At 58.5% G+C, this 12,340-nt stretch carries 11 protein-coding genes and 1 tRNA gene; 8 read left to right on the top strand and 4 right to left on the bottom strand.

The window, feature by feature from the left end; translation table 11 throughout:
* The first annotated feature begins 53 nt into the window (after window positions 1-53).
* From ACZ2IA_RS17445 to ACZ2IA_RS17425, 5 genes are all read left to right on the top strand, one after another.
* Complete coding sequence (locus ACZ2IA_RS17445) at window positions 54-1,685, top strand: methyl-accepting chemotaxis protein (protein WP_470293865.1); 1,632 nt, start codon at window positions 54-56, stop codon at window positions 1,683-1,685.
* 3 nt (window positions 1,686-1,688) lie between these two features.
* Entirely contained in the window at window positions 1,689-2,228 is a 540-nt protein-coding gene (locus tag ACZ2IA_RS17440) for a chemotaxis protein CheW (protein ID WP_470293864.1), read from the top strand.
* Between the two features lie 78 nt (window positions 2,229-2,306).
* Window positions 2,307-3,113 carry a CheR family methyltransferase gene (locus tag ACZ2IA_RS17435; RefSeq protein WP_470293863.1) on the top strand — a complete coding sequence of 269 codons (807 nt, stop codon included), beginning with the start codon at window positions 2,307-2,309 and terminating at the stop codon, window positions 3,111-3,113.
* Between the two features lie 392 nt (window positions 3,114-3,505).
* Window positions 3,506-4,645 (top strand): protein-glutamate methylesterase/protein-glutamine glutaminase, encoded by a 1,140-nt coding sequence (locus tag ACZ2IA_RS17430; RefSeq protein WP_470293862.1) that lies wholly within the window; start codon window positions 3,506-3,508, stop codon window positions 4,643-4,645.
* Window positions 4,646-4,840: 195 nt separating this feature from the next.
* Window positions 4,841-5,869, top strand: coding sequence for an EAL domain-containing response regulator (locus ACZ2IA_RS17425; protein ID WP_470293861.1), 1,029 nt, complete (start codon window positions 4,841-4,843; stop codon window positions 5,867-5,869).
* A gap of 353 nt (window positions 5,870-6,222) precedes the next feature.
* Here the strand turns inward: ACZ2IA_RS17425 and ACZ2IA_RS17420 are convergent.
* The 3 genes from ACZ2IA_RS17420 to gloB form a co-directional block, all read right to left on the bottom strand.
* Window positions 6,223-6,313, bottom strand: a tRNA-Ser gene (locus ACZ2IA_RS17420).
* Window positions 6,314-6,372: 59 nt separating this feature from the next.
* Window positions 6,373-8,421 (bottom strand): lytic transglycosylase, encoded by a 2,049-nt coding sequence (locus ACZ2IA_RS17415; RefSeq protein WP_470293860.1) that lies wholly within the window; start codon window positions 8,419-8,421, stop codon window positions 6,373-6,375.
* A 147-nt stretch (window positions 8,422-8,568) separates the two neighbouring features.
* A complete protein-coding gene (gene gloB / locus ACZ2IA_RS17410) occupies window positions 8,569-9,327 on the bottom strand; it encodes a hydroxyacylglutathione hydrolase (RefSeq protein ID WP_470293859.1) in 759 nt (252 codons plus the stop codon).
* A gap of 33 nt (window positions 9,328-9,360) precedes the next feature.
* Here gloB and ACZ2IA_RS17405 point away from each other — a divergent pair, with 33 nt between their 5' ends.
* Both ACZ2IA_RS17405 and rnhA read left to right on the top strand, forming a co-directional pair.
* The gene (locus tag ACZ2IA_RS17405; protein WP_470293858.1) at window positions 9,361-10,092 is read left to right on the top strand and encodes a methyltransferase domain-containing protein; all 732 of its coding nucleotides are present in this window, start codon (window positions 9,361-9,363) and stop codon (window positions 10,090-10,092) included.
* Window positions 10,093-10,258: 166 nt separating this feature from the next.
* Window positions 10,259-10,702, top strand: coding sequence for a ribonuclease HI (gene rnhA, locus ACZ2IA_RS17400; RefSeq protein WP_470293857.1), 444 nt, complete (start codon window positions 10,259-10,261; stop codon window positions 10,700-10,702).
* Window positions 10,703-11,249: 547 nt separating this feature from the next.
* On the opposite strand, the gene ACZ2IA_RS17395 is transcribed toward rnhA, so the two are convergent.
* The gene (locus tag ACZ2IA_RS17395) at window positions 11,250-11,543 is read right to left on the bottom strand and encodes a helix-turn-helix domain-containing protein (RefSeq protein WP_470293856.1); all 294 of its coding nucleotides are present in this window, start codon (window positions 11,541-11,543) and stop codon (window positions 11,250-11,252) included.
* 235 nt (window positions 11,544-11,778) lie between these two features.
* Between ACZ2IA_RS17395 and ACZ2IA_RS17390 the strand changes: the two genes are divergently transcribed.
* Window positions 11,779-12,069, top strand: a complete 291-nt coding sequence (locus tag ACZ2IA_RS17390; protein ID WP_470293855.1) for a hypothetical protein — start codon at window positions 11,779-11,781, stop codon at window positions 12,067-12,069.
* The last annotated feature ends 271 nt before the right edge of the window (window positions 12,070-12,340 follow it).

Raw genomic sequence — 12,340 nt, 5'->3', positions numbered from 1 at the left:
GTCAGCGAAAGCCTTAGATATACAAGCAGTTAATCAGAAAAGGAATGAACCCCATGACTGTCGCCAAGAAAATGCTCCTGCTCGTAGTGTCCGCGCTGCTGGGTATCCTCCTCCTCGCAGGGGTGAGCCAATACCAGATGGGGAAAGTGTACGACTCGGCCAATTTTGCCAATGAAAATGTGGTGCCCAGCTTAGTTCAGTTGGATACGGCGCTGGCTTCCTTGGCTAATTTGCGTGTCCAGTTATGGCAGCATCTTGCTTCGCAGGATGCAAATCAGAAAGCCGCGTTGGAAGAAAAAATGAGCGGCAACCTGAAAAAAGCAGAAGAAGGGTTGAAGGGGTACGAAAAATATCTTGCCGACGACAAGGATAGGGCACTGCTGGCTGCCGATCGGGCCGCATTAGTCGACTATGAAAACTTGAGGGGAAAAGTGCTCGCCTTGTCCAAGACAAATTCGGACCAGGCACGCGAGCTGCTTTTTGCCAATCAGGGTGTTTTGGCAAAAGTTGGAGATGCCTTTGCTGATCACCGCCAGTACAACGTCGATCTTGGAGCAAAAGCATCGCAAGAAGCAGTAGCGGCTAAGCAGTCAGCCACGATCATCTCCATCATTATTACGGCCATCACGCTGATCGTTGTGGCAGTGATCGGTTTTGCGGTCACTAGGGGCATTATTCGTCCGCTCAATGAGGCGGTGAATGGTGCGACCCGTCTGTCGGAGGGGGACATGACCGTTAACTTCAAGATCACGTCGAAAGACGAAGTGGGTCAGTTGATGGCGGCCTTGCAAGCCATGACGAGCAAACTGTCGCAGATTATCGGGGAAGTGCGCAGTTCCGCTGACGCTTTATCCTCCGCCTCGGAAGAGGTGTCTGCTACGGCGCAAAACCTAGCACAGGGAGCCTCCGAGCAGGCCGCATCGGTGGAAGAAACCACGGCCTCGGTCGAGCAGATGTCCGCCTCTATCACGCAAAACGCCGAGAATGCAAAGGTGACGGAGGACATGGCGACCAAGGCCAGCAAGGAAGCCTCGGAAGGGGGACGGGCTGTCAAGGAAACCGTGGCGGCGATGAAGACCATCGCAGACAAAATCGGCATCGTGGATGACATCGCTTATCAAACCAATCTGCTGGCGCTCAATGCGGCGATTGAAGCGGCCAGGGCTGGTGAGCATGGTAAAGGGTTTGCCGTGGTGGCGGCGGAAGTGAGAAAGCTGGCCGAGCGCAGCCAGGTGGCGGCGCAGGAAATTGGTGAAGTGGCGAAGGGTTCGGTTGCGCTGGCGGAACAAGCCGGCTCATTGCTGAATGAGATTGTGCCATCCATCACCAAGACCTCTGATTTGGTCCAGGAGATTGCATCGGCGTCCGATGAACAGTCAACCGGGGTAAGCCAGATCAATACCGCGATGAATCAGCTTTCGCAACTGACACAGCAAGGGGCGTCTGCCTCGGAAGAGCTGGCCGCAACAGCCGAGGAAATGAGTAGCCAGGCTGAAATGTTGCAGCAACTCATGGGGTTCTTTACGGTTGCCAGTATTGGCGAACAGCGGCGCCCAGTAACAGTCTCGAAAGTGGGCGAGGCAGCGCAGCACAAGTCCACTATGGTCCCGATGCCACGTATCGATAAAAAGACGGCAACTGCCCATGCGGCCGTGGCCAACGACTTCGTCAAATTCGAGGCTTGAATCATGGGCGAGTTAGTTAAAGAGGAAAAGGAAATACCGGCCGTCACCGCCGAGACGCATCAATACCTGACTTTCAATCTGGCGGGGGAGATGTTCGCGGTCGGCACGCTCACGGTCAAGGAGATCATCGAGTACGGCCATCTCACCACCGTGCCAATGATGCCAGCCTTCATCCGTGGGGTGATCAACCTGCGTGGCGCCGTGGTGCCCGTCATCGATCTAGGCGTGCGCTTCGGCAAGCAGCGCACCGAAATCACGCGCCGTACCTGCATTGTGATTCTGGAGGTCACTGCCGCTGAGGAGAAACATGTGCTGGGAGTGGTGGTGGACGCGGTGAGCGAGGTGCTGGAAATCCCCACCAACGAAATTGAACCGCCACCGGCATTCGGTGCGAAGATTCGCGCAGATTTCATTCAGGGCATGGGCAAAGTTGCCGGCAAATTCGTGATTCTTCTGGATGTCGGCAAGGTGCTGTCGGTCGATGAAATCGTGGCACTGGCAACCGTTTCTGAGGAGGTAGAGCAGTACACCGCCAACGCCTGAATCCTTCAGTCCCCAGGGGCCGTTTCCTCAGTAAACGCAGCCCCGGTAAACGCGTGATATGTGCTCGCGAGGATCGCCATGAATATCGTGCCTCTAAGCGAACGTGAATTTTGTCAGTATCGGGACCTGCTTCGTGAACTAACAGGTATCCATCTTTCTGATGCCAAGCGGGCCCTGGTGAGTGGTCGGCTGGCCAAGCGTATCCGGCAGCACGGTCTGAGCAGCTATAGGGACTATTTTCAGTGCCTGATGGCCGATAAGGCAGAGCTGCAGATAGCCGTGGATCTGCTCACTACCAACGAGACCTACTTTTTTCGCGAACCCAAGCATTTCGATTTCCTGCGCGAGGAAATTGTCCCCGGACTGCGTAGCCGCTCCCCTGTACGAATATGGTGCGGGGCCAGTTCCAGTGGCGAGGAGCCGTACACGATTGCGATGATGCTGGCTGAATCGTTGGGCTCCTGCCAGTGGGAGGTGCTGGCTTCAGACATCAATACCCAGGTGCTGGAGACGGCCCGTGCCGGGGTGTATCCCATGGAGCGTGCGACGGGCATTCCCCACCCGTACCTGGTTAAGCACTGTCTCAAGGGCATCGGCGAGAACGAGGGCAAATTCCTGATTGCGCCGGCGCTACGACAAAGAGTGTATTTCCAGCAGATCAATCTCAACTCACCCCTGCCCAGAGTGGGAGAGTTCGACGTGATCTTTCTGCGCAATGTGATGATTTACTTTGATCAGGAGACCAAGCGCCAGGTTGTGCAGCGTTTGGTGGCGACATTGCGCCCTGGTGGCTGGTTCATCGTCAGCCACTCAGAGAGCTTGAACGGCGTCACGCAAGCCTTACGGGCGGTCAAACCTTCGATCTACCGTAAGCCCGATGCGTAATCCCGGTGGTGGCGTCGAGATTTTTTGCCCCCCGGAGAGCTTTACTTCGGCGATCGTCATACCAGCATTTGCACGGTGATGGACTCTTGCGTCTCGCTGGTATTTTGGCACCCTCATCGCCTGATCGCATGCTGCCGTACCGTTCGGTGATTGTGTTTCCGAACCTGAAAAAGAGCGCGGCGCTGAACGTGGGCTAGACGAGTGTAGAAGCCGCACGGCGGGTGATGAGTGCCTATGGACGGTCATTCACCTACGAACATGTCGAGGACGTGAATCACCAGCATCTAGTTTCGACAGCTGGAGTGGATATGTTTTTCTGCGGCAACCTACGAAGAGGTAATAGGTACAACCATGTGCCGCCCCACGATCGAAGCTGAAAGGAGCAGGGGATCATGCGTCCAATAAAGGTCATGATTGTGGATGACTCTGCCGTCATGCGACAGGTGCTGTCTGCCACACTGTCTGAGCTGGTTGGCATTGAGGTCATTGGCGTGGCCTCTGATCCCATCTTTGCGTTGGAGAAAATGCGCCGTCAGTGGCCCGACGTTATTGTTCTGGACGTGGAAATGCCACGCATGGACGGCATCAGTTTCCTCAACAAACTCATGGCCGAGCATCCGACGCCAGTGGTCATTTGCTCCTCGCTCACCGAAAAAGGTGCCGACGTCACCATGCAGGCTTTCGCCGCCGGAGCGCTAAGTGTGATTACCAAGCCCATGACCGGTTTGCGAGACTTCATTCAGGAGAGCTCTTCCGACATGGCATCGGCTATCCGTGCGGCGGCACAGGCGCGGCTGTCATGCTTGCGCCCCCCCGTCGGTGCCTCGTCTACGACACTGAAGCCGGCAGTGAACAAGCCCGCCAGTCGCGTCGATATGATGATGCCTGATGAACGCCGGGGGGCGCCCAAGCTCTCGGCCGACGCCATGCTTGAGGCTCCCAGCGGTTTACAACACTTGCCAACCACCGAGAAAATCATCGCGCTGGGTACGTCTACCGGTGGTACGCAGGCGCTGGAGGCAGTGCTGACTGCATTGCCAGCTACTGTGCCTGGCATGGTGATCGTGCAGCACATGCCGGAGAAATTCACGCAGAGCTTTGCTAACCGGCTGGACAGCCTGTCACGCGTCGAAGTGCGCGAAGCGAAAAACCACGATCGCATCTTGCCAGGCCGCGCCCTGATTGCGCCGGGTGGTAAGCACATGCTGGTCAAGCGCAACGGTGCCCAATACCACGTCGAGGTAGTGGACGGCCCGCTGGTCAGTCGCCACCGGCCCTCGGTCGATGTACTGTTCCGCTCAGTGGCCCAGGCGGCAGGCAAGAACGCGATCGGTATCATCATGACGGGTATGGGCGACGATGGCGCGCGCGGCCTGAAGGAACTACAGGGCACTGGCGCTATCACTTACGCGCAGGACGAAGCCAGTTGCGTGGTTTTCGGCATGCCCAAGGAAGCCATCGCACTCGGTGGCGTGAGCGAAGTTGTGCCTCTGGAACGCATCGCAAATATCATTGAACGTTATGGCCGCTGATCCATCGCAAACATTGGTCGAGGCAATCCTGATTGTCGACGACAGCATCGTGCAAAGACAGCATGCGGCGGGTCTGTGTCGACAGCTGGGCCTTGAGGCCATTTTTGCGAAGCCGCCGATGGCCTTCAGGCACTCGAGCTGCTAGCTGACCTGGGTACCCCACGCCTAATCGTGGTTAATCTCGAAATGCCGGGCATGAACGGCATCGAATTCATCCTGCAGTTGGCAAAACGCGGGATATCGGCACCGCTCGTGGTGGCCTCCAGCAAGGATATCCGTTTGATCAGCGCAGTCGAGAACATGGTACAGGCACTAGGCCTGCCAGTGCTCGCGGCCTGGCAAAAGCTACTTACCAAGGACCAGCTTGCCGAGGTGTTGCATCCCCCTCGGGGTATGGCATTACCTTTCGCACCAGGAGGACACAAGAGCGAGCCCGTCATCAGTGCGTGCGAGTTGGCCGCCGCTATTGTTGATCAGCAGTTGCAGTCCTACTATCAGCCCAAGGTGGATCTGAAGACCGGCCTGATCAAGGGGGTAGAGGCGCTGGCACGCTGGCCGCACCCAGAGAAGGGCTTTATCCCCCCCCCCGACCACTTCATTCCACTGGCTGAAAAGCACGGTTTGATACACGACCTTACATTGGGAATTGCCGGTCAGGCCTTCGCCCAGACAGCCAAGTGGAAACAGCGTGGTCTTCATCTGACTGTCGCGGTCAATTTGTCGCCACTGTTGCTGGATTCGGCAGACTTCATTGCGGAGGCCGACGAACTGTTGCGCCAGCACCAGTTACGCGCCGAACAAGTGGTGTGGGAGGTTACGGAGAGCTCGTTGGCTGCCGATTTTGGAATGGCGCTGGGTAATCTGGCGCAGCTGCGGCTAAAAGGTTTCGGCCTGTCTATCGACGACTACGGCACTGGTTTTGCGTCGATGCAGCAACTATCGCGTATTCCCTTCACGGAACTCAAGGTTGACCGCTCGTTCATGCATGGCGCACATCAACGGGAGCATCTGCGTGTCATTCTTCAATCTGCGCTGGACATGGCTCGTAATATGAACCTAGTCACTGTGGCCGAAGGTATCGAAACGGCCGAGGATTGGAAGTTGCTGCAGGAATTTGGCTGTGCCTTAGGGCAGGGCTACTTCGCCGCCAAGCCTATGCTCGGGGAAGTCTTGCCCGGCTGGATAAAAGAGAACAAGGTTCGGCTGCGTGGCCTGAGAGCCTAGTTGTCGCATCTCGGATGATTATCTAAGCCACCGCAGCTGGGAACTGCCACTGCCCGTGAAGGAATAGTTAAGCTTCTGTCGAGCGTCCCAATCATGATCGTCCGACTCCATAAACAAGCCAGCACCCCCTAGCCATCCGTGCCGAGATCCGGGCTGCCACCGGCACCAACGTCGAACTGGCCGCCCACTACAACGTCAGCGTCTCGACCATTGCTAAATGGCGCCGCCGTCAGTCGGTCGTTCCAATCAAATCCAACCAAAGCCAGGCTTGAGTGGCATGCTGGATGGGATGGCATGCCAGAGCATATGAAAAACAAAGAAGCCCTGATTTCTCAGGGCTTCTTTGTTTAATTTGGCGGAGAGGGAGGGATTCGAACCCTCGGTACGCTATAAACGTACGCCTGATTTCGAGTCAGGTACATTCGACCACTCTGCCACCTCTCCGTTGAGTCACGCATTATATACAACTCAATTTGAGTGTCAAGCGTGTTTTTGAAAAATGTTTATAGCCCCTGAATCTTCACTTTCTGGCCGGGCTGTAGGCGGTTGACCATGCTGACGCTGTTCCAGCGCTTGATGTCCTGATGGTCGACGCCGAACTTGCGCGCGATGCTGTAGAGCGTATCGCCCTTCTGCGCCACGTACTCGCCGGACGCCTTGCTCACATTGCTACGCGCCGATGTCGGGGTGCTGTTGTCCTCCTGCGCGAGCAGGGTCGGGGTGGCAAGGTTGCTCTTGTCGACGGACAGTACCTGGCCGAGCCTGACGCTGTCGTCCGCCAGGCCGTTCAGCGTCTTCAGCTCGGCGACGCTCAGGTTATAGCGGCGAGAGATGTTATAGAGGGTATCGCCGCTGGCAACGGTGTGGCGGCTGTTGTTCGACACGACCGGCGTGGCGTCGGCGACCGCGATGGCGCGGGCCGGGGCGGGGCTGCTGATGGCATTGTCCGCCAGGGCCAGTGCTTCGGTGGCGGCGCTGACGCTGCTCGGCGCGCTGGTCTTGGCGGTCGGAGCGGCCAGTGTCAGTTGCGTCGCGGCGGAGCCGGTGCCGTTGGCCGCGATCGGTGCTTCGGCGGCTTTGACGGCGATCGGTTTCACGTCGGCCACTTTGACGATGTCGCTGGCCGGTGCGGCCTGGGCGAGCGCTGTGGCCGGCTGCGCGGCCGGTTTGGTTTGAGCGACGGCGATGGTCGGAGTTGCGGCGATTGTCGGTGTGGCCTTGGCCGGTTCGACGCTCTTCACCTCGGCCACTTTCATCGTCGCTGCCGCGGCCGGGACGGTGGCGGCCAGCGGCTGCTTGAGTTCGGCGGTCATCAGCGGCGGGGCGGCCGGCTTGGCCGCCGGTTCCGGATCGACCTTGGCGATCATCGTCGGTGCGCTGATCGGGCCGTCGTCGCGGTCGATTAGGTTGCCGTTGCTGGTGGGGTTGCCTTTCATCACCACCAGGATCGGCCGGCCGGCGCTCAGCGTGCTGCCGGAGACGCGGTTGACCGAACGCAGTTCGCCCGCGCTCATGCCGTAGTTGGCGGCGACGTCGGCGACGCTTTCGCTGCCGCTCGGGGTGTAGACCTGCCAGGTCATCAGGGGCTTGTCGCCCCACTTGGCGAGGTTGCGTTCGAATTTTTCCAGGCGGTTGGCCGGGAGCAGCATCTGCCGGCCGTTCTTGTAGGCGTACACCGGCAGGTTGAAGCCGGGGTTGAGTTCCTTGAATTCCGACACCGACATGTCGGCGAGCTTCGCGGCGATGTCGATGTCCATGTGCTTGCCGGTGGTGACGGCGACGAAGTAGGGCTTGTTCTGGAAGCGGTCGAGCTTGAGACCGTACTTCTCAGGGGCGGTCAGCAGATTGCGCACGGCCAAGAGTTTCGGCACGTAGTTGCGCGTTTCGGCCGGCATATTGATGTTTTCGTAGGTCGGCTCTTCGCCGCGGGCGCGCACCCGGGCGATGGCGCGGTTGACGTTGCCTTCGCCCCAGTTGTAGGCGGCGAGCGCCAGCGACCAGTCGCCGAACATGCCGTAGAGGTTTTCCAAGTAGTCGAGCGCGGCGCGGGTCGCTTCGGTGACGTCGCGGCGGCCGTCGTACCACCAGGTCTGCTCGAGGCCGTACTGGCGGCCGGTGGCCGGCATGAACTGCCATAGGCCGGAGGCGCCGACCGGCGACATGGCGCCGGGATTAAACGCACTTTCGACCAGCGGCAGGAAGGCGATTTCGGTCGGCATGCCGCGGCGTTCCACTTCATTCATGATGAAAAACAGGTACTTGCGGCTACGGTCGAGGGTGCGTTTGAAGTAGTCGGGGCGGGAAGCGTAATAGCGTTCGTGACGGCGGACCAGCTCGCTGTTGACTTCGGTCATCTGGAAGCCTTCTCGAGCACGTTCCCAGACGTTGTCGCCATTTCGCAGCAAACTGCTGTTGAGCAGCATCATGTCGAGGCCGCTGGACAAGCCGACGTCCACGCCACGGGGGTCAGCAGTGCTGGCTTGCGCAGGGGCGGATATTTGGTACAGGCAAAGCAGCGACAGCGACAGCGCCAGTGGCTTTAAACGTTTCATTACGGCAGCTCGAGGGTATTGTGATTTTGGGCGATGCTATATAGCCGCAGTATTGCGTGTCAATGAAAAAAATCAAATGATTTCAGGCGCTTTGGCATGATTCGGGCTATGAACGGTGCCCCATGAGAATTGACCCGAGCGGCATGGTTAGCGGAAGCGGTTTTTCCAGTCGCGCAGCAGTGCGAAGCGTTCGGCCGGCTCGGCCAACTCGCGTCCGGCCTCACGGCGGCAGCTGGCGCGCACCTCGGCCTGGTCGACGCGCAGGAACGGGTTGGTCGCCAGTTCCAGTGCCAGCGTCGACGGCAGCGTCGGCCGGTCGGTGGCGCGGCTTGCCTGGTCCTGGCGTTCGCGCTCGGCCAGCGCCGGGTTGCCCGGTTCGACCGCGCGGGCGAAGCGCAGGTTCGACAGCGTGTATTCGTGCGCCGGGTAGATCAGCGTGTCGCCGGGCAGGCCGGCGAGCTTCTGCAGCGAGCGATAGAACTGCGGCGCGGTGCCTTCGAACATCCGGCCACAGCCGGCGCCGAACAACGTGTCGCCGCAGAACAGCCAGCCGGCGCCGTAGTAGGCGATGTGGTCGAGGGTGTGGCCGGGCACTTCCAGCACACTGAACGGTTGGCCGAACAGCGTCAGCTCGCTGCCCTCCATCACCGGCTCGGTGACGCCGGCGATAGCCGCCGGGCCGTACACGGTCAGGTCCGGGAAATGCCGTTTCAGTTCGGCGATGCCGCCGACGTGGTCGGCATGGTGGTGGGTGATCAACAGTGCCTTGAGCGTCAGACCGTGTTCGGCCAGCGCGGCGAGCACTGCCGCGGCGTCGCCCGGGTCGACGGCGATCGCGCGGCCGGCCGAGTGCAAAAGCCAGATATAATTGTCTGAAAAGGCGTGAACCGGCGTGACGGTAATCATGGCTAGAATCAGTCTCCAAACGAAGGCGCGATAATGGATAGTTTCTCCCGCTGGCTTGGCGACACCGAGCTGGGCCATTACCTGCTGGAACGGGAACGGGCATTTTACGACCGTACCGTGGCCGATGTGTTCGGTTTTCACGCGGTGCAACTGGGCCTGGCCGAGTACAACTTCCTGCAGGCGAACCGCATCGCCTGGCAGGCGCGGGTCGGCCGCAGTCCGGCGGCGGTGATCCAGACCGAGCCGGAGCGGCTGCCGTTCGACAGCCGCAGCATTGATCTGTTGGTGCTGCCGCACGTGCTCGACTTCGCGCGCGAACCGCACCAGGTGCTGCGCGAAGTCGAGCGGGTGCTGATGCCTGAGGGCCGGGTGGTGCTCACCGGTTTCAACCCTGCTTCATTATGGGGGATGCGCCGGCTGGTGCAGGGGCGTGATCAGGCCCCGTGGAACGGACGCTTCCTGACGCTGCCGCGGATCAAGGACTGGCTGAAGCTGATGGGCATGGAGCCGTCCGGCGGCGCATTCATGGCGTACGCGCCGCCGTTTACGCGCCAGCAGTGGCTGAACCGCTTCGCCTTCATGGAGTCGGCCGGCGACCGCTGGTGGCCGGTGGCGGCCGGCGTGTACGGTATCGAGGCGGTCAAGAAGGTGCGCGGCATGCGCCTGATCACGCCGAGCTGGAACAAGGCCAAGGCCAGCAAGGGGCTGGTGGTGGCCGGGCCCGACCGGCGCCATTCGTCCCATCCGCCTTCCGACGAATCTTGAGAGCCTGTTATTAGCCTGATCTCAACCCGGAGGGTCACGCCCAGCGCATCGTCTGCGGCGTTGCGGCGCTTGGCCAATGAATGACATCGACCTGCGCGACCGCGCCTTGCAGCCAGCACCCTGGGCGCTTGGCGCGGTTCGTGAGCAGGTTCATAACAGGCTCTAAATGAAAGACAATGTGGTCGAACTGTTTACCGATGGCGCCTGCAAGGGCAACCCCGGCCCCGGCGGCTGGGGGGTGCTGATACGCTACAAGGGGCACGAGAAGGAGTTGTTTGGCGGCGAGCCGGATACCACCAACAACCGCATGGAGTTGTTGGCGGTGATCGAAGGACTGGCGGCGCTGACCAGGCGCTGCGAGGTGGTGGTATACACCGACTCGCAGTACGTGCAGAAGGGTATTTCCGAGTGGATCCACGGCTGGAAGGTGCGAGGCTGGAAGACGGCCGCCAAGCAGCCGGTGAAGAACGCCGACCTGTGGCAGCGCCTGGACGCCGAGCGCGACCGTCACCAGGTGCGCTTCGAGTGGGTGAAGGGTCATGCCGGCCACGAATTCAACGAACGGGCCGACGAGCTCGCCAACCGCGGCGTGGAGTGCGCGCGCGGCTAAGCCCGTTAGCAAAGCTTCGCCGAGTTGCTGCGAAGCTAAAACCCTTGGCGCTGTTGTGCTGCCCTGCCGTACTACCTGTACTGTCTGCGGCAGCACGACGAGCATAGCCGCTTCGCTGATTCTTGTTAGCGACTCTTAAAAGCCGTGGCTGAGCGCGGCGGCGACGCATCATCATCCGGACGGCAGCGGCTACGGCCAAGCTGCCTCAGCTAAAGAGCAGCATGAGACAGATTGGCGCTTTCTGTTCACTTCACGGGAGTGTAAAGTCTGTTTCCTGTTGTGGATGTGATTGAAAATCAATAGTTTGCGACATTTCTATGGGAGGGTTGGGCGAGATCTCATGAGAAAATGTAAAGCTAAAGCGCTAGTGCGAAGATCGGTTGACACTTTCGCTTAAGGTGTGGAGTCCCTGCTTTCCCTCTATGTGGTCCTGGGGCTTACACAACAAGGTCTGCATCAAGTGATGTCATGAAAAGTCAGGTCTATGTCTGAGTGTGAACCGGAGAGGTGACTGTCACGACAAGACGGGAACAAAGAGATAGGTCACTTATGACCCAGTCGGCGGCTCAAAAATTGCTAGCTCTTCTTTGACTTGTTTCAGTAGTTGTTCGACTGACTGAATGGGGGGCATCTGGGAGTAAGTCAATATAAGGAGCGTTAAGGCGTGCACCTCCAAAACTTCACTTAGCTCTTCGATCTTCCCTAATGTTGGACTTTTCAAGCCGCGCTCAAGTGAGCTCAGGTAAGTCCGACTCGACACATCGGCGAAATCCTCTTGAGAGAGATTTCGCGCCTTTCGAACAGTTCGTAGCGCCTTAGCAAAGGCTTCATTCAGCTCCATACGTCCCCCAAAAGAGGGATATATCGCCATGTTGACCACTATAGTGCTACAATCTATAGTGTTCATTTTCATTGTTCTTGCGTAAGACCTCCTTTCCCAATTGGTTGTACTGATTACTCACTAGCTATGATGCTCAAGAGAAAGACATCCTCAGCAGGAAACCACGGGCATATAATCGCTTGATTATGTGTAGCGGGTAATTCGTAAACAGCTATTCCTTAAATGGGTTGTACTTGTGATTATTAGTGATAATCAACACTTGGATCGGGTTGCTAGCTCTCATCTAAGCACGGGGAAGCATGCCTGGCATTTCATCGAGCTGACCGCCAGCAACTATTTGTTCCTTCGTGCTGTTCCAAAAAAACAAGAAGACGGCACCGTGCTTACCCATTGGTACCTCTTTGATGATGTTGCAATCGATGAAACTTTCTCTGGAGCACTTGCCGGAGGTAGAACTTGGATGCTGGAGCGAAGTAGCCAAAGTCCTGATACTTGTCAGTTCACTATTACGCCGTTCAATAAATAGTGCTGCGATGGAAGTGCCAGAAAGGCTTCTTCTATGTTTACCTATTATGTCTCGTCTGGACAGTCCCTAGAACCATGGACACTTCCCACCCTCATACTGGGGTCCATTCAAAAACCTCGGGGCTGACTCGCCCCAAGTGGCCGCTTCTCGGCTATAGCGGATGAACCGACAGGGTGACCCAGACGTCCGCTACCGGCCCAGACTGTGTAAAAACGCCAGACCAGGTAGGATATCGGCATCGTCCCAGCCTGGTTGGGTGCTATGAAACGAT

This window comes from Crenobacter sp. CS_VA4 (genome assembly GCF_055597485.1).
Note: the sequence above shows the minus strand (reverse complement) of the source record. Positions and strands in the feature narration are given on the sequence as shown.